Source organism: Leptospira ellinghausenii (genome assembly GCF_003114815.1).
Taxonomy (GTDB): Bacteria; Spirochaetota; Leptospiria; order Leptospirales; family Leptospiraceae; genus Leptospira_A; species Leptospira_A ellinghausenii.
Window position 1 is genome coordinate 1752159 of record NZ_BFAZ01000009.1, and the last position, 22504, is coordinate 1774662.

Sequence of the window (22504 nt, forward strand, 5' to 3'; positions counted from 1 at the left end):
GCCTTCATTCAATATAATAATGAAGGCAAAATTTTGATGCTTAGAAAGTTCTCGTTAAAAAATTGAAGGCAAAGGAACCATTACATCCAGCAGACTTAGGATTAGAAGTATAAACTGTTCCTGATGCTTTTCTTGAGTTAAGATCTGATTTTGTTTCCACTAACGAAGGTTTACCGTTGAAAACATCGCAAATTAAAATTTCTTTCGCATCTGTAATCGTCCAAATGAGTGCAGAAATGTTTGCACTATTTTTAGGTTTGTAATAGAGAACTCGATCGGTATTGCTAAATTCTACAATTTCTGCATTAACTCGGTAAGTTGACGTTCCTGCACCATTTACATAATCTACATATAAATATCCAGTTGTTGTTCCAAAATTAGATTGGATTGAAACCGTATTTGAGCCAGGTGTATTACAAGAACCAGCAGAACAACTTGCTTGCAAATAAGTACCTCTTATTTCGATTTGCCCAGCTTCTTTTGACGATGACTCTACAGTTTTTAATAAGCCTAATGCTAAATTATTGTCCGCAACTGATTTGTCTACTTTGCCAGTATCTGCACATGCTGAAATCACAAGTGCAAATAACATCACGAGTGTTAGTTTAATTAAAGTTTTCATTTAGATTCTCCTAAATCTTTTTTGAAATTTAGGGGAACGCGAAACGGAAAGTTGATACGACATGAATATATCCATGTGTATACCAAATCTAAAGATAATAATCGAATAGTTTTGTTTTCCATACGGGTGCCCCGAATTTGCCTTCGGGGCCCCTTTATGCTCTCTATTGAAAATAAAGAGCATAAGTGTGCAAAGTTCCCAATCCACGAGAAAACATTGCGGGGAAGATCTGGCTCAACAGAAAAAAGGATTAACTATTTTCTGTATTACAGTTGCGGGTCAGCACAGGATTCTCACCTGTTTCCTCCCTGAAGGTATTGTCACATTTGTCTTAGCTTAATTTTACGTCAACAGATTTAATTTGATTTAGTTTTATCAGAGAGTGTTTTTAAGAACACAATGAGCAAATCTATTTCTGAACTTGCTAATCGTCTGTTCAATTTGTACTCATTCATCCTTTCTATTGTCTCTTTAAGCGAAGTTACACTTCCGTCATGGAAGTATGGTTGAGTTAAAGTTACATTTCTTAAACTGGGAATTTTAAATAAATATCGATCATTCGAATCACCTGTTACTTCAAACTTACCGAAATCATTTGGATTGTATAAAAAAGAAGATTCAAGTTTTGAAAGATTGTTTCCACCTAACAAATACCCTGAATGGCAATTGGTACATCCAACTTCTAAAAAAATATTCAAACCTTCCAGTTCCTGTCGATTGAATATAAGTAAGTTACCCATAACAAAATCATCAAATTTTGAATTGGAAACTAAACTTCTTTCAAAGGACGCTAAAGATAATCTCACATTGTGTAGATTAATGTTTGGGTTTGATGGGAAGGCCCTTACAAAATATTCACTATAAGAGGGATCATTCTGGATTTTTTGTATCAGTTCGGATTCAGATGATAATGACATTTCTATTGGATTGATAAATGGGTCAATTGCTTGGTCATAGAGTGAATTTCTCCTTCCATCCCAAAACAGTACAGAATTAAACCCAACATTTAATATCGTAGGTGTATTTCTTTTTCCCAATTGGCCAAAGGTACCTCTTGGGGTGGTTTGACGATCCATACCAGCAGATCTTCCATCAATAGGATGGCATGTAACACATGCCTGGATTTGATTTGCAGACAAATTGATATCACGAAATAGTTTATTCCCCAATTTGATTTTTGCATCAGTATCATCTTCGGAACCTGGTGGAGAATTGGGAAGAGAACCAATTTGATTTTTGGCTCTTTGTTGGAGATCGGAAGCAAAAGAAATATCGTTAAAAAATTGTATTGAGATTAAATATTGAAATTGGTTGTTATCATTGTAGTATACTCTGAAATCTTGACAATTCGAAATGCAAACGAACGTTAGTATTAAATAAAATTGAATTAAAAAGTTTACTTTAGTATTGGCTTTTTTGGTTACTGTGGATCCCATGATGACCAAAAAGGGAATCCATACAATTTTTTAGCAAACAAATTTTAGAATTGAAAAAATCATGTGTCTGTTAGGTGGTAAATTCAAAAAATACCTTTATTAATGGGTGCGAAAAGTATTTGTAATCATGGCAATGTTAGTTGCAATGTCTCCAATTTTTTGGCTCACTTGGTTTAAATCTTCAGAATTATTGGCGAGTTCTTGGGCACTTCCAGATAATGTATTGACCGTATTAACCATGTCTTCCGATGCTTTTTTCTGTTCTCTACTTGAGAATTCGATTGTTCTTGCCATCTCTTCCAAACCATTGAGCTCGCTTGTAACACTGAGTAAACTTTTGGATTGAGTTGTCATTTCCTCTTTTAAATGGCTTACTGCATTATTCATGCGTTTTGATTGTCCCACTATCTCACTGAGTGCATTCACAGCTTCCATTACATGACTGGAACCTTCATTGACTACAAGATGACTTTTATCGATTAACTTTTTAATGCTCTTTACTGACGATTGTGTTTTGTCAGCTAATTTTGAAATTTCTTCTGCCACTACAGCAAATCCCATTCCAGCATCACCAGCGCGTGCCGCTTCTATACTAGCATTTAATGCAAGTAAGTTGGTTCGTTCTGAAATTTCAGTTATCAAATCAATGATCCCCGTGATCTCCTTTGTCACGGATCGGATTTCAGTCATTGTTATATCGGTATTTTTAATCGAATCATTACCAGAATTTGCAAGTTGAGTTGATTGATTCGAAAGGTCCGTTAATTGCAAAAGTGCCTTTTCAATATTTGCAATTGAGCTTTTGATCGTTGTCATTTCTTCCGTAATTTTTACTATATTCTTTGTTTCATTTGTGATGAATTCGAACATAATTTCGAAGGAAGTGGTTAACTCTTCCAATGAGGCTGCCGATTCTTCTGACACAGAAGCAAGCGATGTTGCGTTATCTGAAACAGAAATTGCATCTTGTTTTAATTTTGATGATACTTTCTCAGATTCGCTGACTGACATTTTTAATTGGTTCATAATCTGATTAAGATTTTCTAAGAATAAATTGATGGAGTAAGTGATTTTACCAATTTCATTGTTTCCAAAGTCAGGTAATTTATTAGTGAGGTCTGCTTCCCCACTTGAGAGTTCATCAATCTTAATGAGCACTTTTTTTAACGGATCATTCACACTTTTGAATATAAAGTAAACGAAAACAGTAGATATGAGTAATGCGACAATTACTAAAATGATATTAAAATTTCGTTTCCAAGTGAGTAATTGCACTCGGTCATTGATCATTTGTTCGAGTAGTGAATTTGATTTTTCCTGAATTATTTTTGCATTATCTGTGCCTTTGTGGACGGTTGTGAATAGAACATCTGATGATATGGGCTTAATTTTATTTTGTAAAAAAATATTTTTTAGTTCCGATGTGTAATCATAGCAAGATTTTTCGGCAAATTTTTTAGCTTCATCTAATTTTGGTTTATAATTTTGATTTGTATCGAATGATTTTTTGTAGGATTTACTAATTTCTTTACAAGTTACTTCAATTCCATTAATAGTTAAAATGGCCTTGGTAAGGCTTTCACTCGAAAAGGTTTTTGATGTTGAATTTGCACCTAAGTATTCGTTTCGAACCATTTCCTTTAGCAAGGAAACATTTTGGTACAGGGAAGGCACACGAAATAATACAATTTCCATTTGGTAATACGAATCAACTTCTGGATCTAAGATTAAATTCGAAAGGTCTCCTATCTTTAACAAAAGTTCCTGCGCATCGTTCAAAAATTGGAGTGTCGTAGTTTGGTCGAATGAATTCATTTTTGTATAGTGTTCAAGATTCACGACTTCATCCGCATCTATGCTAATGATCTCAGTTTTTAAGATTTGTTTTTTGATCTCTTGAAGAAGTGGAATTAATTCCTTAGTAGACTCTTGTCCTATTTTTAATCTACTTAGGCCCTCTCGGTACGTTGCTGAAATTGGTTGGATGGTTGCCAATCCAAGTTGTTCTTTTCTAGAAAATTCTAGGGTTTCATTTTGCGATTGGACTAACAAAAATAAGATAAATACCAAGGATACAATGAGAGGAAGAGGGAAGAGCAATAGTCGGCTTTGGATAGAAATTTTTGATAGAAATCTCATTACTAATAAACTCATTCTAAAGGCTCAGACGATTTTTTATAACATTTCATTGCAGAACGATTAATGATTTCCAAAATTTTACTCATTTTGTTTCTTAGAAGATCTACGGAGGATTTATGAAACAATCCCTTGTCATTCCCATCCTACTTGCCTCTTTGCAATGTGCAAAAACGGTACAGGTAAAAAACCAAGAAAACCTTTTTGAAAATTGTATGAAAACGTTCCAAGATGAACAAAAGTGCAAAGAATTTATGTCAAACTCTGTTAAGGATATGCAAACAGATGAAGAAAAACGAGAGGACGATCTTGCTAAGTTGACAAAAGAACAACTGGCTGGTCTTAAATTACGTAAGGAAATCAAGGATACCCTGCCTGGTAAAAACGGTAATTTTGTAAAAGAGTTTATTGGTGTACCAGATGAAATCAAAAGGGGAGGGGACAGAGAGTATTGGATTTATAAAAGACCACTTAGTAAATTTGATGGTGAATCTCTGCCAGATAAAGAAATCACTGTGATCTTCAGAAGGTCCTTTGTTGAGAAGGTTGAACATAAAAAACCATAAGTGTCGTTGATTCATTTTTCTTTCGATCATGTATTATAAAGGGAATGGTCAAATTGGAGGAAATAGTCAGGAGTGTGATCTCCTGACTGTAAGTAAGGTTTAGTAAACTAGGTATCCTTTCAAATCTACCGTAACTCCGGCAGTTGTCGTATACGAAGTGTTACATGCTGCAAAAGCACCAGCAAGAGCTTGTTGCGCAAGAGCGTAAGTGAATTGTGGTAAGTTACAAGGTTGCACTGTATCGTTTACTTTTTTAAGCACGCATTCTTTTAATGCATTTAGTTGCTCAGCAGTTTTCCCGTCCAGTTTGGTTAATGCACATCCTACCCCTGGGTTAAAGAATTCAGTTCCTCCCACACATGAGTTCGCAGCTGCATAAGTTCCCAAACAAATCCTTTGGACTTCATTGAAGCTGTTAGGGTTATTTGCCAAGTAAAGTAAGATACTTGGATCATCTTCCTTTTTAGCTCCTGACTCTGTGCAACCAACGAAGCTGGTTGCTAAAAGAAGAGCCAAAGAGATTCCAATCAAACTTGATTTCAAAGTTTTTTTATTCTGATTCATTTTCATCTCCTTAGAATTTTGCTACCATACCAACGATGATACCGTTTTGGTGAGACGCTGGTCTTCCAGATGTATCTACGAATTGTTGACCAGGACCCCAATCTCTTCTTAAATCCACTTTTACTTGGAGGTTCTCAGTGAGATCAAAAGTAGGTGTGAATGTTAATGTTTTGATTTGTCCATAGTTACTTGTTGCTCTTGCTCCGATAGAATCTTGGAATTTAAGATCGTAACGGTTTGTAGGAGTCACAGCAAACAATGGAGGGTTTACAGCGAGAGATCCACCGTATCGTTTGTCATCCAAATACTCAAAACGGAAACCTAAAGCAAAGAAGTCAGTGAATTGATACTTCGCTTGCACTTGGTAAGTTTGGTAGATTCTTCTAACTCTGTTCTCACGAGACAGGTTGGTATCTGCAGTGAGACCAGCAGCAGTTAAACCTGCAGGTAAATCTGGAACAAGTCCTGGCAATGCTGCATCTAACTTGTTTTTTGTGATCCCACCTGGCTCATATCCATAAGCTGCTGTGTTTGTTTGACCTGATCTATCACCATAAGTATAGTCAAAGATTGTCGTTAACTTGTCAGTTGGCTTGTAGATCAAAATCAAGTTTTGGATCATCCAATGGTCTGTTTTGAAAGCAGATTGTTTTGGAAAAGACGTTCCAGTTGCTTGTTCTAAGTAGTAAAGGCTATTGTCTTGTCTACCTTTGATGTTGTCGTTTGCTTGTAATGTGTTCCATACAACTTGAAACTTATCAGGAACAACATCATACTTAACTTGTGTTCCAATCGCTCTAGTAGGGTTTGGACCATCTGCATATGCATGTTGTTGTGTGCTTGTTAGACTTGATCCACCAGCAGCATCACCGTAAGGTGATAAACCTACGTAACCAAATTGTTGTCCATTTCCTGTGTAACCAGTACCTTGTGCACTATTATAGAGATACAAACTTGTTGAAAGTCTGTCATTCACTTGTAAATTTGCACGAGCACCGGTGTGAATAAATGGGATTGTGTTGTAGAACACATATCCAATGGTATAAGCAATGTTATCTTTCGAGTCCAAGACTTCCAGTCCGATATGAGTTGCCATCTTACCGACATCTACTGTTAATCCCTTTAAGACTGGAAAGTATGCTGATACATAAGCTTGTTGTAACAATTGCATGTTATGGAGTGAGTTTGTTGTTTGGTATGGACGCTCTTGGTACATGTTGTTCTGTCCATTTTGCATATCCAGACGAAATCCCCAAGGGCTTTCCTTATCCGCTAACTTTTCCATAGAAAGTTTCACCGCATTTACAGCAAATTGTTTGTTGTATTGATGAAACGTTCCTGCTGTGTCCTGGGTTGCCCCTTGCCGGTTATTTGAAGTATAGTTATAGTATACGTCCACATATCCGGAAAAATTTACCAACTCATACCAAGGCTTGTCTTTGTCCTTTTTTGCCTGAGCAAAAAGGGAAGCCTGGGAAAATAAGGTAGCAACGATCGTCGCTAATAGAGTGTATTTATTTCTCATTTGCCATTTCTCCTATGTGAAGTTGATGTGCAAGTTGTGTACCAGGTTGGCAAGTGGTGAGGTTAGAATGGGAATAAAAAATGAGAAGTTTTGATTTTAGGTAAGAAAATCAGAAAAAAAAAGGAATTTTTGATTAAAAAGAGAACAAAACGTCCAAAGCCTTCATTACATTTCGAGAATTATTTGGACAATTTGTTTATTAAATCAGCAGTATGTTGGATAAGTCTTAGATATTCATTTTCTTTAGGCGTTTGTAAAACGAGGTCCAAAAGTTGGTTTAACACCTCACCAAATTTAGTTTTTGGTAAGTATGGAAAATTTTCACTCAATTGGTTGCCGTTCATTGCCAAATCGGAAAGTAATAAGGGAGGATTTTTTTCCCAAATTGTGATCATCGTTTCGATTTGATCACCAAAAATTGGTTTTAATTTTTCATAAAAGTTACGATTCAATTCGTATCGATTCAAAAAATGTCGTTTAACGGGCGCTAAAAAATCTTTTTTAATCGTATACGATGAGAGAGAACTTGTATTCGCAATTTGATTCCATTTTAACAACAAATCAAAAAACAAAATTGTATCTTTTATGTTTTGTCCAGAAAACTTGAGAGTACGTAAATGAGTTTCCAATTCTTTTAGTGTTAAGCTTGGTAAAATCGAATAAAAAGCAAAGGCAAGTTGGAACCCAATCAAATCATTTGGAATTTGATTGAGCTTATAAAGAATCGTTTCGTTCGGTTTAAGATCTATTGGTATAGTTGGAAGAAAAATCTGGAAAATATTTTCTTCTGCTAACAATTGAATCATTTTAGCAGGATTTTCACCTACAAATGATTTTAATATTTCGTCTTGGAATCGTTCTAATGAAATTTTTTGAGTGATATGTTTCGTTTGATGGATTGCTTTTTTAGTTTCTTCTTCAATTGTAAAGTTAAGTGTGCTAGCAAAACGAAGGGCTCTAATTGGTCTTAATCCATCTTCTGAAAATCTTTGGATAGGGTTACCGATTGTTCGAATTGTTTGATTTTCTATATCAACTAAGCCTGAATGATCATCGATTAACTCTTCAGATTGAAGATCGAATGCTAAGGCATTCATTGTAAAATCTCTTCTTTTTAAATCTTCATGTAGCGTTGTACCAAATTCAACATGACCAGGTCTTCTACCATCCGTATAATCTTTATCGATACGATACGTTGTTACTTCGTAGTTTACCTTATCAATCACAATCGTTACCGTACCATGTTCGATGCCAGTATCTATAACAGTTCTGAATAACTTTTTAACTTGTTTTGGTTCAGCATTTGTAGTGAGATCATATTCTTTGGGAATTTTTTTCATTACCAAATCGCGAACAGAACCACCTACCAAATAACATTCAAATCCTGAATTTTTTAAGGTAGAGTCGATGATCTCTAAATGATTTTTATGAAAGGTAGGAATGTAAGAGGAAAGGTTTACTGGCAATTTCGACATTTGCCTCGAAAAACAATTTCAACTGATTCTGTTGTAAAACCTTTTAGTTGTTTTGATGAAGGCATACCATTCCAAGGATCATCGATACACTCAATTTTTCCGCAAACATTACAGATCAAATGGCCATGCGCAAAAGATACAACATGATTCCCATCCGATTTCAATTCAAAATAAGTCACACGATCAGCGGAATGCAGAGAGTTGAGTAGATTTTTTTCTTCTAAATCAGATAATGCACGATAGATAGTAACTCGATCCCAAGATTCTTCTTTCGGAAGTTTTTCCATGATTTCTTGGTGGTTGAGTGGTCTTTGGGATCCTTGTAAGATCGATAAAACTTGTTCTCTGTTTTTCGTAACCTTGAGTCCAATTTTTTTGAGAATTTGAGAAGGATCGCCAGCCATATAAAATGGTTATCGCAAAATGGCAGAGATTGTCTATTCTAAAATCACACTCGATTTCCAGATTTCCCAATAACGGATCCCCATTTGTGTATGTACTTTTAAAAATTCTTCGATTTCTTTCCCTTTGGATTTCTCAATGATAACTGGTGCAATTCCTAAGTCTAGTCTACGATTGATGATGGAATCAATTTCCTCTTTCGCTTTTTTTGTAACCTCGTTACATTCTAACTCTCTTTCCTTTAGATGGACTTTATTTTGTTCACAAAATATCGCAGACTGATAGATAGTTCCCTCTTCTAAAATTTTATCCAATTGTTTTGTATAGGAAGGATTACATCCTAATGCCATCCAAAAGGAAAGTAGTAGTACAAATTGTTGAATTTGAGTTTTCATCCTTTGTTGTCTTGCGCAAGATTTGCAAGTTGGTCAGCGCGTGCATTTTGTTCGCGCGGTATATATTGAATTTCAAAACTATCAAATGAATTTCTGAGTTGGTCGCATTTATTTTTAAATACTAAAAGATCTTTGTTTTTGACTTTGTATTCGCCTTTCATCTGTTTTACGACAAGTTCCGAATCCAATCTAAACTTTATTTTTTTGATATTTTGTTTGATTGCTTCTTCCATACCTCGAAATAAGGCATTCCATTCTGCAATATTGTTAGTAGCATTTCCAATCTTTTCAGATAGGGACAAAAATTCATTCCCATCATTATCTTGAAAGGAAACTCCTATTGCAGCTGGACCAGGATTTCCACGGGAACTTCCATCACAATAAACAAAAGTCGTATCTTTAGAGGACATATAGCCGACATGATTTTTGATTACGAAACTATCACCAATCAAAAACATGAACCTCTTTGAAAAAAAAAATCTTAGAAATTGAATTAAAGAGGACTTTTTCGGTAGGTATGTTATATGGAGCGTATTGGGTGGCGGGTGGATAACCCCACCCAGTCTCTAGTAGGGCGGGGAAGTCTACCCAAAAAGCCCGCCAAATAAGGAAATAACCATGACGGAACGAGGATTAGGTGCCCTCATAATGTTTGAAAATCGCCTTCGCAAATTAAAAAAAGAGCGCGAAAAATGGGCGAAACGCGAAAATATAGAATGTTATCGGATCTATTCTGAAGACATACCCCAAGTTGCGTGTATATTGGATCGATATCCAAATGGATTTGTTTTGTATGATAAAAGTTCGTTACGATTCCAAGCAGAAGCAGACCACGAAGAACGATTTGCACAAATTGCCGGAATTGTGAAAAATGTATTTCAAATATCAGGTGATACTCTTTTTTTAAAAAGTCGTAGGAAACAAAAAGGCACCGATCAATACGAAAAAATAGCAATTGAAGGGAATGATCATTGGGTAAAGGAAGCTAACTTAGAATTCCGAATCAATCTTTCTGATTATTTAGACACAGGATTATTTTTAGACCATCGAATTACGCGGAAATGGTTAAAAGAAAAATCAAGGAATAAATCTGTTCTTAATTTATTTTCATACACTGGTGCGTTTTCCGTATACGCTGCGTCAGGTGGTGCAATTAAGACAAAAAGTATAGATCTTTCAAAAACATATTGTGAATGGGCGAATCAAAATTTACAACGAAATGGCTTTACTGGTCAGAATCATCAAATTATCAATGCTGACATATTGCAATGGTTAGAAGGTGAAGCTAAAAACCCTAACCGAGAAAGGTATGATTTAATTTTCCTTGATCCACCAACATTCTCAAATAGTAAAAAAATGTACGAAGAATGGGATGTGCAAACTAAACATAGAAATATACTTCTATTATTGCTAACAAAATTTCTAACCGATCACGGCGAAATTTGGTTCTCAACTAATTTTCGTAAGTTTAAAATGGAAGTTGAAGAAGAGGAATGGAAGGAAAGAGGGTATCTATGTATAAATCGTACATTGGAATCGATACCACCAGACTTTAGGGACCAAAAGATCCACCAATTATTTTGTATCGTACCAATCTCGAAATAACCTCATCTCATGATTGGTTGACAAATGGATCGATTCTTTCTGCTAAAATTCTGCGATTTTCACCAGATTGTAAGGATAAAATTCCTCTCATGATCGCCTGACGTTCGTTACTTTCTCGTTTTGCAACTACTTTTAATTGATTGGAAATAGGTAACAAAATTAAATTTGCAAAGGAAATACCATAAAATGTTGCAATAAAAGCAGTAGCAATTCCTTGGCCAAGTACTTTCGTTCCACCATCCAAATTTTCTAGAACCGTTACTAGTCCCAGGACGGTTCCAATGATTCCGATGGTAGGGGAAAAACCAGCTGCTGTTTCAAAGACTCTTGCAGACTTTAAATCTTCTTTCTCCTTTTCTTCATGTGCTTCCCAAAGGATTTCTTCAATCGTTCTTGGATCAGAGCCATCTACTATCAATTGTATTCCTTTTTGTAAAAATGGGTTATCCAATTTTTTGGATTCATCTTCGAGAGAAAGTAATCCATCTTTCCTTGCTTTTTCCCAAAATCGAAAGAATAAAAGTTTTAAATCTGTTTCTCTCCGTTTTTGCAATGCAAATCGAGTATCCCGAATGGCTTTTGAAATTTGTGAAATAGAAAAAGATGCAAAAGTAGCACCTAACGTTCCACCTACGATAAGAAACATAGCTGGGATATGGAAAAATGATCGTAATGATGCACCTTCAATTAAGATCGCAACAAAAACGGATAAAATTGCTGCGAGGATACCGAGTAATGTAGAATGGATCATTGGATTCTTGCCTCTTTTGCGTCTGGTCGTATACTGATACGTCTAAATGAGTCTTTTTTTTCAATTACTTCATTTTTCAATCGTTCCCAAATCACTGAATTGGGATTTTCTCTTAAACGTGTAGAAATAATAGGTTCTACTTCTTTCCAGTTTTCTTGGTTGATGTATAACCTAACTCTAGCTAGTTCAAGTTCATTTGCTTGTTCAATTTGATTATTTGTTCTATAATACTTTTCTAAAAATCCCATTGTTTTTAAAGCATTGTTCCAGTCTCCTAAAGATTCAAACATAGGAATGAGAGAATTCCAAGCAAACTCTTGGAACTCTGAATCAATACTCAAATCTTCAAGGATTGGGATGTATTCTGCTTCAGGTGTTGTGAATTTTAAACTATTAAATGCAATTCTAAGTAAATCTGGTTTCGGTGATTCAAATTTTCTTGCATATGCAATTGCATCTAAACTTAATTTATTTTGGCCAATATTATGATAAAATTTTGCATATGCTGCAAACGATTCATAGTATAAATGTTTAATCTCGAATGCGTCTTTTCTTAAATCACCTGAAGAATATTTTAAAACAGAATCCAAGTGGTTCACTACTTCTTGGAAAGAAGCATTATCAAGTTTTTCATGAAAATACTTTAATTTCCAATCATTTGGAAGTGTTGGTGCAAATGTAATTTTTTGACTTAAATAGTTCGGATAGTATATATCAAAATTCCAATATGATTTTCTACTAAGTAATGACAGTGCATTGATATGATGGAATTGATTGGTTTTGTTTCTAGTCGTAATGATTAAAAACGGATGATTTTCTTCACTTAACCTTTCAATATAAGATATGATTTGTGATTGGTTAGAACTCAATCCCAATACAACGATTTTATCTTTGATTTCTGATCTTTTTGGTAAAAAAGGATTGGAAGGAAAAGGTAAAACAGATTTGTAAAAAATATATTCTTCTTCATTAAAATTTAGATTTGTGATGGCAAATGGGATCGGATCAAAATTCTCTTTTTTTGAAAAAGGTGAGTTTGTTCGGATTGTAGGTGGAGAAAAAAAGAAGATCACTATTAAAATTGCGCCAGCTAACATTAGAATGCGAGGCAATCTGACAATATGTTTTTGCAATAAATAAGGATAAACCAAAACAGGAACAAACAAAAGAGCAGTAAATGTGCGAATTCCCATTGGTAAATTCCAAAAATATAAAAGGAACGAAAGTCCCAAGTATATTCCTGTTTCCATACCAATCATCATATATTCTTTGTAAGGTGTTTTGTTTGGTTTAAAAAAACCAACGATTGTTCCTCCAATGATGCAAAGTGCAATGTAAAATGAACTCCAATAGGTTTGGTAAATAAAGAAGAAAAAAGCAAACAACAAGGCAACTCTTCCTATTAAGAACACTGCTTTTGTTTCTTTTTTTAATCCACCTAATAGTGATAATACTCTTCCGAAAGTCACGGAGAATGATATAGAAAGTATTAAAGGTATTTTGGGTCCTGGTTGGAAATATAAATGGAGAATACAATATGCAATGAGTAAGGATAAACTTGATCGATAAAAAGGCGAAAATAAAGGGTGTTTCCCAATTTTTGATCTAATTTTATAAAACTTACTAGAGATTGGATTTTGTTGGAATAAAGTGCTAAAAAAATAAAACGACAATAGTATATATAATATGGCTAAAAGTATTTTTATCGAATAGTTTTGGTTAGGTTCAAAAAGGGAGTAAAAAGTAAATACAGTTACTCCTAAAGTAAAACTCAAAAACCTGAAGTCACGTAAGGATCCGCCATAAATTCCAACTGAAAAAGCAGATAAGATTCCACCAATCAAAACTAATTCGAAGGAAAAGATATAATCGATTAAGAATTCGGAAGTGTTCCCCAATAAAAGCCAAATCACTTGACCGATTGCAAGTGTTAGTAGTGCCAAACTGAAGGTAAATGGAAAGTTTTGTTTGTATTTCCTATAAATAAACCCAGCTGCAAAAAAAATAGCAATTAACGCTTGTAAGATGGGATAGGCTGTATCTGTCCTATCAATTAAAGATAATTCTGACCCAGCAACATAAAAGAACAGAGACAAAACATAACCTATCGAGAGGCTAAGGCTAAATTCGAGAGAAGGGAAGAGGCCGGTTTCCCAGAATCGTTTCCATTGAGAATCCATAGAATTGCAACCAATGTTGTGGTATGGGCCTTGATCGCAAACGAAAGAAATTCTATTTTTATTTGGCGGTGCACAAAATGTTTGACCAAAACACCCTATTTGTCGATTTTGACTATAACTATGCTCACGTTTTTATCTATATCCTTTTTGGTTCTTTACGGTTTCGATATTTTAGTTCTGTTCTACTTTGGGTTACACACCTACCTCATGGTGTTTTTGTATAGCAGATACAAACAAAACTGCGCAGAGGATGAATCAAAAATCCTATCTTTAAAGGACAAAAACCTACCAACGGTTACGGTCCAACTTCCTATTTTTAATGAATTTTATGTGGTCGATCGTTTGATTGAGTCCGCTTGCAATTTACAATACCCTGCAAAAAAACTCCAAATCCAAGTTTTAGATGATTCCACTGATGAAACCATTGAAAAGGTGGCAACTCTTGTTGCTCAGTACAAGAAAAAAGGAATTTGGATCGAACACGTTCATAGAACCAATCGTAAAGGCCACAAAGCTGGTGCATTGGATGAAGGAATGGCGAAGGCAAAAGGGGATTATATCGCAATCTTTGATGCTGATTTTACTCCAGATCCCGATTTTTTACTCCGTACGATGGGGTATTTTGATGATGAATCGATCGGAATGGTCCAAACACGTTGGGGCCATATCAACGAAACTTATAATATTTTAACCAAAGCCCAAAGTTTTGGAATCGATGGTCACTTTATGATTGAACAAGTGGCACGAAATGGTTCAAACCTTTGGATGAACTTTAATGGGACAGCTGGGATTTGGAGACGTTCTTGCATTGAAGATGCTGGTGGATGGGAACATGATACCCTCACAGAAGACTTTGACCTATCCTACCGAGCTGAACTCAAAGGTTGGAGATTCCGTTATATCAAAGATGTAGTTTGTAAGGCCGAAATCCCTGCAACGATGAATGCGTACAAGGCACAACAATTCCGTTGGTGCAAAGGGTCCATCCAAACAGCAGTCAAACTCATCCCTCGCATTTGGAAGTCCAAGGAATCTTGGAAAATCAAAGGTGAGGCGATCACCCACTTAATCAATTATTCAGTTCATCCACTGATGATCATCAACATCCTTCTCACAGCTCCTCTCCTTCTGATGGAATATTGGGCAGGATTTAAAATGGATGACCTCCCAATGGAAATTCTATTTGGATCGGCCGCGGTTCTTTCCGTTGGCTCCATGGGACCTGTTATTTTTTACGCGTATTCCCAAAGAGAAATTCACAAAAACTGGAAATCCAAATTGGTGTACCTTCCTATTCTTGTGATGATCGGAACTGGAATTGCTGTGATGAACACATATGCTTGGGTAGAAGCCGTTTTTGGTGTCCAATCGGGATTCAAACGCACTCCAAAACTCAGAATTGAAAAAGAAGGGGATAGTTTACAGGACAAAATCAAATATGTGGTTCCTGTGGATTACCGAGCTTTCCTCGAATTCTTTATGGGTGCTTATTGTGTATTTTGCATTTATTTATCCTTCATGGTCGGAAAACCATACATGATCGGTTTTATGGTTCTCTATTCTATCGGATTTTTCTATGTCTCCTATCTTTCTGTGGCAGAGTCGTTCTGGAAATTCAAACCAGCGACCAAAGCAGAAAAGGAACTTCGTGCCGTCGCTTAAGGAAGAGCGATGGTACTTACTTGACGAAACCTTTCCTTCCAAAAAGCTGTAAATTCAACCTAGGTCCAGGGGTCATCCATGAGTGAAAAAGTCTACTGCGCGAACTGTTTGCATTGTGTTGTGGTTCGCCAATACGAATCGGAGCAAGATAAATACATTCTTCGCGTAAAATGTAACAAGAAGAAATGGTCAAAACGTTCCGGTGAAGAAAAACTTTATAAATACTTTACCGTCGCTCGTCGTATGCAAACAAATTGTGAATACTACGAAGAAATGGGAGAAATTTTACCTTACATCAAAAATTTGAAAAAAGAGCTCCCAATCAAAGACGAAATCTACATGGTGAAAGCCGTCTAAATCATTACTGGCGTGTTGTTTCCCAGGTTACCTCGCGCCTTCGCTCGTAAATTTCATAAAACTGAAAATAAAAGAGAACGGACGATTCAGGGTCAATTCCTGATCCCCGTTCCTACGGGCAGCGAAATTACTGATTCCTATCCTACTCGAGTGACTCACGGGCAAGTTATGCTTTCGCATAACGGTACAAAGGTTCTCGCACCTGTAAATGGAGTCGCAACATTAACTGCTGATCAAAAATTTTTTCAAATCAAACAAGATGGTTCTTGGTCAACCAGTTCAATTTATCAATTTAAGAGTTATGATTTTTCATCACTTATAAATGCATTTGATGAAGGTGCTTTGGCATCTCTTGATATCGTTGAAATGCCACTTAAGGATTATTTCTTAAAATTTAAATCCAATCCTTCAATTCAAATTGTATTATCTCCCTTTTCACGTTACCAACATTTAGATTTTGAAGAAATGATTTTAACTTCAATGAAAGAAGCTTATTCCAGTTTCATTGAATTACTAAAAACTACATTTCCCAAAGTAGAAGTTAAAAACTTTTTTGAGATCCCAACATTAAAGTTTGAACACCCTAATGGTATCCCTGAATATTTTTTACATAAACAATTCCAATGGGATGTCAAAAAGGCAAAAAAATCTCTTCAATCAAATGAGATTTTATACTTGGGTGCAGAGACAATTTATCATATATTACGTAAATTGTATTTCGGTGAACCATTCACCAAACGACACTTAGCTGTCTTTTTGGTGGACCGTAAAGGTCGAATGGATTTAGAACCTAGACAGTTTTTTTTGACAAATGGTCAATCCTTGGCTTTTATTCCTGCAAATTTAGACAAACGTTATAAGATTGCTTCCTTTGATACGGTTTTCGAAGCAATTCAGCCAATGGATGTAAATTCCTTAGGTTATTTTAATATCTATGAACATTATGCAATTACATTGTACGAAAAACTCCCAGCAGTTAGGAAAGAGTTCAGTTGTATCGATTGTTTGGAATGTAACCAATATTGCCCAACTCAAGCAAATCCATTCCAATTGATTAAAGGAAAAATCGAAGAATTCGATAAAGAAAAGTGTGTTAGTTGTGGAATTTGTACAGTATACTGCCCGGCAGGGATTGATATTCGAAAACGAATCGAAGAGGTTGTTTAAACAAAATTTATGATGTTAAAAAACCTTTATATACTTTCTGAAAATAGCTGGGGGATTAAATCATCAGAAATTTTTGCTGATCTATTTTATTTTTTAACACTCATATTTTTTTTAGGGTACTCTTTGGCTTTTGTAATGCCGTTACCAATCCTACCAATTGTTTTGGCTTCGATTCTCACTTTTCTTTATTTGGGTGTTTGCATAAGGAATAAACAAACTCCATATTGGATCGGTCTGATTTCGCAATTGCTGATCATCTTACTGATTATCCCTACTGCATGGCTGAACCCAATTTTATTATCAGTATCTATGGTATTTGCTTTTGTGGCTCACTTTTTTTTAATACAATATTATTCCTTACGGTTGCCAATTTCCATTTTTGTCATATTGTTTTTGTATATATTTGATTCCTCATTTTCTCTCATGGGGTATCAACTTAGATCAGAATATAGTCTTGCATCTAGTGTTGGTATACCTATTGAAACTAGTTTGCTTCCCATGTCTTTACCTTGGATTTCTGATAGTTCTTCAAATTCAAAATTCTTCCTATCAATCGCAGAAAGTTTAGGTATATTTTTATTAGTAAGTGTTGCATGGGTTTCTTTTCGCCGCACAATACTTCTTAGTTTCTTTCTTGCTTGGTTCCTTTTATTTTTTGTTTGGGGAATTGGTGTTGGGTTAACTGGTTATTCTTGGAACTTGTCCTATGCTTCTTTGGCCTTTTTTATTCAATTAGCACCTGGAAGGAATTTTTACGGTTCTTTTTATGTGACAATTGTCAGTTTCCTTATTTTACTCCCGATTGCTTTTTTTGTAGGAAAATTGGGTATAAGTGGTATATGGGTAGTGGTCGTTTTTTTTCTGATAGAGTCTCTATTTGTAAGGGTTTTTCTTGGAAAATAAGTCGAGTTTGGAAATGTGGGAGTAAGTAATACCAAATGAATCAACTTCTGGAGATTCTGGATCCTAAAAATATCATTTTCGACTTTAAAGCATCAACGAAAGAAGATGCAATTCGGAAAATGATTTCGCATATGGTCGCCACACAAACGTTAGACGCAATTCATGAAGACGAAACAGTTGCTTCGTTGATGAATCGAGAAAAATCAATGTCAACTGGTATCGGAAGTGGTGTAGCGATTCCTCATTGTTCCGTTCATTACGTAAATGAATTAAAATGTGCAATGGCAATTGCACCCAGCGGAATCGATTTTGATGCTTTGGACCATGGCCTTGTCCAAATTTTTATCATGTTAATTGTTCCTAAAAACAAATTTCAGGATCACATTAAGACATTAGCTTTAATTGCAAAAACTCTAAACATCCCTGAGGAAAGGGAGAAACTGATTAAAGCCAAAAACTTCGAAGAAATCCAAAAGGCATTCCTTTCCAAAAGTTAACACTGTGAAGTCGGAAGTTTTCCGTTTTCTTTATTTCCTGCTACTTTTGTCAATGATTAGTAGTTTTGTATCAGAATTTCATACAAAAGATAAATCCTATTTGTATGCAGATTCTGCAATTTCCAGTTTAGAAACTGCAAATAAAAATATTCTAACTTCGTATCTTGAATTTTGGGAACGTTTAGTATGGGAAGCTGGTGGCAAAACGCAAAATGGTGAATCTGTTTATGGACATATCACAAATCGTTTTTTTGCTACTACACATTTAGCACTTTTTAGTATTTTATTTGGCGCTACTTTTGCGTTTGGATTGGCTTTACTAACAATTTATTTTCGTTCCAATCGATTGTACATAATTGTTGAAACAATCTCTAATTTTATATTGTCAACTCCAGTTTTTATAGTCGCCATACTTTTGTTAATCGTATTTTTCTATAAACTTGAGTGGTTTCCTCCCGGTGGATATGAGACAGGGAACACATACTTCATTGTCTTACCAGGCATTACATTGGGTTCTAGAATTTTTGCTAGATTGTCATTGTACCTTTTGCCAGAAGTCATAAAAGAATCTAAATCTAAATACGTTCAATTACTTTTGACTCGATATTATCCTTGGAGTTACATTGTAAGGGTAGAAATATTTTTAAAAGTATTACCTGTTTCATTTATACTTTTGGTATTAGATTTTGGTTCATTGTTATCTGGCGCCATGGTGGTTGAAGAAATTTTCTTTTTTCCGGGAATTGGAAAATCGTTATATTACTCGATAAAATCCATGGATACTTATTTGTTATCAACTTTACTTATGTATTCAGGGATTTTATTTTATAGTTTAAATCGACTTGGATACCATTTGCAAAATTATTTCTCTGGGGAGTATCGAAATGCTCCTTAATTCGATTCGTATTTTGTTTTTTGGAACTATTGTTTGGGGGATTTTATTTTTACCAGTTCCTTCTTATGTTGATCTAACCAATAATAATTTACCAATCTTTTCAGATGGATTTATGTTGGGAACCGATCGATTGGGGAGAAATAATTTAGCTTTGTTTTGTTATGGATCCATGTCGACAATACTCATCGTAGTTCCAGCAAGGTTACTTACGATTTTGTTTTCTTTTTTAGTCTCAACATTAACTTTGGTTTTTCCAAAACGATCTGATTTTTTTCTATCGGGTTTTGTTTCTGTTTCACTTGCCATTCCTTCCTTATTGTCTGCATTAATTGTGATCAGTATACTTCCAAATAATCCAATTTCGATTATGATCGCAATTTTAGTATCTGATTGGGCAGTGGTTTACGAATCATTAACTGCTAAAATCAGAGAGATTCGAATAAGTCCATACATAGCGGCTTCGCTTTGTTTTGGTGCAAAACCTTATCATCTGATTGTTCTACATTATCTGCCTGCACTTAGGAGTATGTTTCGGTTTTTATTTTTTTCTGGATTACCGACTGTTGTAATGACTACGGCATTATTTTCTTATTTGGGTATCCAAACTTCGGTGGGGGACACTGGGCCAGGATTAGGGGAACAAATCTCATTTTCAAAAGATTATTTCGATAAGTCTCCATTTTCCGTTTTGCTTCCCATCATCGCTATTTTAACTTTGGTTTATTCATTGGGGTCCCGCAATCAAAAACATGAAACATAAAATTTCTGCTGCATTGCTCATTTTGGGACTACTAGGAAATACTCTTCCATTATTTTCCATTGATGACTATTATAATTTCCCCAGTCAATCATACAAAGGTGGAGTTACTTTTGAATCAAGCAGAAATCTTTGTATTTTCCCATTTGTTGCAATTAAGGAAGATGTTACAAAAGAATATCTAATGAAAGGAATTCCTTCTGTGTTGCTTTCCGATCTTAGAAATTTAGAATATACTTATGTAGAATATCCTAGAAAGAATATAATTTATCATTCTTTTGGTGAAAATCCTGTTTCAACCTTACAGGAAAAAATTGATGCAGAATCTCCGAATGTAAAAAGAAAAAAGAAAGAGATATCCGACGAAAAAGATTTAGAAGATCTAAGAATCGGAAAAAAACAAGTTTCTCCAGAAAAAGATCCCCGTTACATAAAGATTTCGATCAAACAGATGTGGGATAAAAAGCCATTACGAGTTGACGAGGCATTTGGAACTGCTTCCAAATATGGCTGTGACTATCTTCTGTTTGGCTCTTACGAAGTGGTTGAGAATTCTTTGCGTACGAAGGTTTATTTGTTCGATGATTATGAAGGAAAAACAATCCCCTTTGAACACCAAACATCCGTAATTCGAGCCTACCAAGAAATGGGTCCACTTGGTGAATCCATAAAAGAGAAATTGCAAGGAAAAGAGACAACTACGTTCAGTTTGACTGCAAATGGAGAAGAGGGTGCACTTGTTTATTTGGATGGAATTTATTTAGGTAAAACTCCACTTGCGGAGAAAAAGTTTCCTATCGGAAGGCGATCGTTATTTATTTTTAAAGAAGGTTTTCATCCTTATAAGTCTGAAGTCATTCTTGAGAAAGGGAAAAAATTCGAAGTCGATGTTAAACTTTCAATTAAGTTGAGTAGTTCTTATATTTCTGTCACTTCAAATGTAGAATCAGATGTTTACTTAGGGATTCAATACTTGGGAAAAACACCGATTCAACATTTGTCCATCCCAACAGGCATGAATCGACTCCGAGTATCAAAAGAAGGATATATCGATGTTTTTCGGTCTATAGATGCAATAGAAAATGAGGAAACTTCTTTAGATGTGCAGTTGCGAGAAGGTCAGTCTGAAGTTTATTATAAAAATAAACAAAATGTATTTCTGGATCATACCTATAAAGATTTTACGACATACTCTCTATATGGTGCGTTATTATTTTACGCAAGTTATGCATATTTGAACTATGCATCTAGGCAAGCATATTCGGGAGCTCGATCTCAGGTTACTTTCACAAATGCGATTGCAATCAGATCCTTCTACGAAAATAATCCAAATGAATTCTTTTTTTGGTATTACACGCAAAATCAAGTGATCGAAAATGCAGAATCAAAAGGTAGAAATTTAAAACTGATTGCTGGTACGTTACCGATTGAAAATCGTAGGAAACGCCAACTTGTGGCTGGACCAATGGTGATTTTGATGGGACTTATGCTTGTCTCTGCAGCTACCTTTTATTATTTAGGATTAGATAAGGAAACAATCGAAATTGGTTATTTGCCAATCAATCCGGAATTTGCTAACTACGGTCAGTCGGCAATTGAAGGGTATAGTTATATGCAATTCCATCTTCGCTATTAAAAGTAAATCTAGGTGAATTCTGTATCTTCTGGAGTTGATTGATTCATCCGATGGATTAGATTCTGATGCTTTATTAGGAGTTAAATCAAAAATTGTGAATCAAGCTGAGTTCCGCATCCTGTCACCTCATGATACTGAATTAATTTCACTTATAACAAATTGGTATCATGAAGAGTGGAAAATTCCTTTAGATAAATCTTTGGCTAAAATAAAATCCGTGTTGATTGATGAAACACAGTTACAAGTTGTTATGACAATCGATTCCGTTCCGATCGCAACGGGAGGAATTTATAATCACGTAGGTCTTTTGGACCTTCAGCCAAAGTTCAAAATCCATAAACACTGGTTAGGTTTGGTGTATACAATTCCTGAGATGCGCCAAAAAGGGTATGGGGCATTGCTTTGTAAGCAGTTAGAATTTTTGGCAAAGCAAAGAGGATTTTCTGAACTATATTTGTTTTCTGATACTGCTGTTAATCTGTATGTTCGACTTGGCTGGGAAGAGGTGGAAATAGTTCCGTTTGGTAGTCGTTTGGTGACTGTTATGAGAAAATACTGTATGGGAGAGTAGGAAGGTATAGATCCCCGCCCGTATCGAACTGGGTGGGGTAATCCACCCGCCACCCAATACGCTCCATCTATCACATAACGGCAAATCTATCCATACGAATCTGGGTTTTGACAAAAATAAATCCAAACAAGTTCACCTTTTCGCCGTCAGGTGGCAAACACAATTCGCCTAGGCCTACAGGAAGCACCTAACAGTATACAGTCTTTGATTTTGTAATCTACCACACGTTAAACGACCACCTATCCTTCTTGAAACACTCCCTTTACCGCCGCATTACCCCTCTTATCTTTATATTTCACGTAAACGAATTATGTCACATTATACCAATATTATGTCTCATATCGCCACGAGGTCCCGAGCCAATTTAGAAAAATAATTCCCATGAACTGCGAACTTTTTTAT

At 35.4% G+C, this 22504-nt stretch carries 22 protein-coding genes; 11 read left to right on the top strand and 11 right to left on the bottom strand.

Features of this window, described 5'->3' with window-relative positions:
- Nucleotides 1-40: 40 nt before the first annotated feature.
- From DI076_RS16770 to DI076_RS16780, 3 genes are all read right to left on the bottom strand, one after another.
- The gene (locus DI076_RS16770) at nucleotides 41-622 is read right to left on the bottom strand and encodes a hypothetical protein (protein WP_108960857.1); all 582 of its coding nucleotides are present in this window, start codon (nucleotides 620-622) and stop codon (nucleotides 41-43) included.
- Nucleotides 623-978: 356 nt separating this feature from the next.
- Complete coding sequence (locus DI076_RS16775; RefSeq protein WP_108960858.1) at nucleotides 979-2058, bottom strand: cytochrome-c peroxidase; 1080 nt, start codon at nucleotides 2056-2058, stop codon at nucleotides 979-981.
- A gap of 99 nt (nucleotides 2059-2157) precedes the next feature.
- Complete coding sequence (locus DI076_RS16780; protein WP_245918491.1) at nucleotides 2158-4197, bottom strand: methyl-accepting chemotaxis protein; 2040 nt, start codon at nucleotides 4195-4197, stop codon at nucleotides 2158-2160.
- Nucleotides 4198-4313: 116 nt separating this feature from the next.
- Here DI076_RS16780 and DI076_RS16785 point away from each other — a divergent pair, with 116 nt between their 5' ends.
- Nucleotides 4314-4760 (top strand): hypothetical protein, encoded by a 447-nt coding sequence (locus DI076_RS16785; RefSeq protein WP_108960860.1) that lies wholly within the window; start codon nucleotides 4314-4316, stop codon nucleotides 4758-4760.
- Nucleotides 4761-4859: 99 nt separating this feature from the next.
- On the opposite strand, the gene DI076_RS16790 is transcribed toward DI076_RS16785, so the two are convergent.
- The 6 genes from DI076_RS16790 to DI076_RS16815 all read right to left on the bottom strand — a co-directional run bounded on the left by DI076_RS16790 (nucleotide 4860) and on the right by DI076_RS16815 (nucleotide 9531).
- Nucleotides 4860-5330: a hypothetical protein gene (locus DI076_RS16790; RefSeq protein WP_108960861.1), complete on the bottom strand. Its 471-nt coding sequence runs from the start codon at nucleotides 5328-5330 to the stop codon at nucleotides 4860-4862.
- A 4-nt stretch (nucleotides 5331-5334) separates the two neighbouring features.
- Nucleotides 5335-6849: a porin gene (locus DI076_RS16795; protein WP_108960862.1), complete on the bottom strand. Its 1515-nt coding sequence runs from the start codon at nucleotides 6847-6849 to the stop codon at nucleotides 5335-5337.
- Between the two features lie 179 nt (nucleotides 6850-7028).
- Nucleotides 7029-8315, bottom strand: a complete 1287-nt coding sequence (locus DI076_RS16800; RefSeq protein ID WP_108961039.1) for a CCA tRNA nucleotidyltransferase — start codon at nucleotides 8313-8315, stop codon at nucleotides 7029-7031.
- Nucleotides 8306-8728 (bottom strand): Fur family transcriptional regulator, encoded by a 423-nt coding sequence (locus DI076_RS16805; protein WP_108960863.1) that lies wholly within the window; start codon nucleotides 8726-8728, stop codon nucleotides 8306-8308. Before DI076_RS16805 ends, DI076_RS16800 begins: the two co-directional genes overlap by 10 nt.
- Nucleotides 8729-8761: 33 nt before the next feature.
- Complete coding sequence (locus tag DI076_RS16810) at nucleotides 8762-9121, bottom strand: hypothetical protein (protein WP_245918492.1); 360 nt, start codon at nucleotides 9119-9121, stop codon at nucleotides 8762-8764.
- Complete coding sequence (locus tag DI076_RS16815; protein WP_108961041.1) at nucleotides 9118-9531, bottom strand: ribonuclease HI family protein; 414 nt, start codon at nucleotides 9529-9531, stop codon at nucleotides 9118-9120. Before DI076_RS16815 ends, DI076_RS16810 begins: the two co-directional genes overlap by 4 nt.
- A gap of 208 nt (nucleotides 9532-9739) precedes the next feature.
- On the opposite strand from DI076_RS16815, the gene DI076_RS16820 reads away from it, so the two are divergent.
- Nucleotides 9740-10726: a class I SAM-dependent methyltransferase gene (locus DI076_RS16820; RefSeq protein WP_108960864.1), complete on the top strand. Its 987-nt coding sequence runs from the start codon at nucleotides 9740-9742 to the stop codon at nucleotides 10724-10726.
- 7 nt (nucleotides 10727-10733) lie between these two features.
- Here the strand turns inward: DI076_RS16820 and DI076_RS16825 are convergent, their stop codons facing one another.
- Together DI076_RS16825 and DI076_RS16830 are read right to left on the bottom strand one after the other, a co-directional pair.
- Nucleotides 10734-11477, bottom strand: coding sequence for a motility protein A (locus tag DI076_RS16825; protein ID WP_108960865.1), 744 nt, complete (start codon nucleotides 11475-11477; stop codon nucleotides 10734-10736).
- Nucleotides 11474-13657, bottom strand: coding sequence for a hypothetical protein (locus DI076_RS16830; RefSeq protein ID WP_108960866.1), 2184 nt, complete (start codon nucleotides 13655-13657; stop codon nucleotides 11474-11476). Before DI076_RS16830 ends, DI076_RS16825 begins: the two co-directional genes overlap by 4 nt.
- 120 nt (nucleotides 13658-13777) lie before the next feature.
- On the opposite strand from DI076_RS16830, the gene DI076_RS16835 reads away from it, so the two are divergent.
- From DI076_RS16835 to DI076_RS16875, 9 genes are all read left to right on the top strand, one after another.
- Nucleotides 13778-15319, top strand: a complete 1542-nt coding sequence (locus DI076_RS16835; protein WP_167396539.1) for a cellulose synthase family protein — start codon at nucleotides 13778-13780, stop codon at nucleotides 15317-15319.
- Nucleotides 15320-15397: 78 nt separating this feature from the next.
- Nucleotides 15398-15676: a hypothetical protein gene (locus DI076_RS16840; RefSeq protein WP_002973362.1), complete on the top strand. Its 279-nt coding sequence runs from the start codon at nucleotides 15398-15400 to the stop codon at nucleotides 15674-15676.
- 168 nt (nucleotides 15677-15844) lie between these two features.
- The gene (locus DI076_RS16845; RefSeq protein WP_174705068.1) at nucleotides 15845-16843 is read left to right on the top strand and encodes an ATP-binding protein; all 999 of its coding nucleotides are present in this window, start codon (nucleotides 15845-15847) and stop codon (nucleotides 16841-16843) included.
- 9 nt (nucleotides 16844-16852) lie between these two features.
- A complete protein-coding gene (locus DI076_RS16850; protein ID WP_245918493.1) occupies nucleotides 16853-17746 on the top strand; it encodes a hypothetical protein in 894 nt (297 codons plus the stop codon).
- A gap of 35 nt (nucleotides 17747-17781) precedes the next feature.
- Nucleotides 17782-18243, top strand: a complete 462-nt coding sequence (locus tag DI076_RS16855) for a PTS sugar transporter subunit IIA (protein ID WP_108960868.1) — start codon at nucleotides 17782-17784, stop codon at nucleotides 18241-18243.
- 52 nt (nucleotides 18244-18295) lie between these two features.
- Nucleotides 18296-19138, top strand: coding sequence for an ABC transporter permease subunit (locus DI076_RS16860; RefSeq protein WP_245918494.1), 843 nt, complete (start codon nucleotides 18296-18298; stop codon nucleotides 19136-19138).
- Nucleotides 19128-19898, top strand: coding sequence for an ABC transporter permease subunit (locus tag DI076_RS16865; RefSeq protein ID WP_108960870.1), 771 nt, complete (start codon nucleotides 19128-19130; stop codon nucleotides 19896-19898). Before DI076_RS16860 ends, DI076_RS16865 begins: the two co-directional genes overlap by 11 nt.
- Nucleotides 19888-21531, top strand: coding sequence for a PEGA domain-containing protein (locus DI076_RS16870; RefSeq protein WP_108960871.1), 1644 nt, complete (start codon nucleotides 19888-19890; stop codon nucleotides 21529-21531). The genes DI076_RS16865 and DI076_RS16870 overlap by 11 nt, the downstream gene beginning before the upstream one ends.
- A 34-nt stretch (nucleotides 21532-21565) precedes the next feature.
- Nucleotides 21566-22102 (top strand): GNAT family N-acetyltransferase, encoded by a 537-nt coding sequence (locus DI076_RS16875; protein WP_245918495.1) that lies wholly within the window; start codon nucleotides 21566-21568, stop codon nucleotides 22100-22102.
- Nucleotides 22103-22504: the final 402 nt, after the last annotated feature.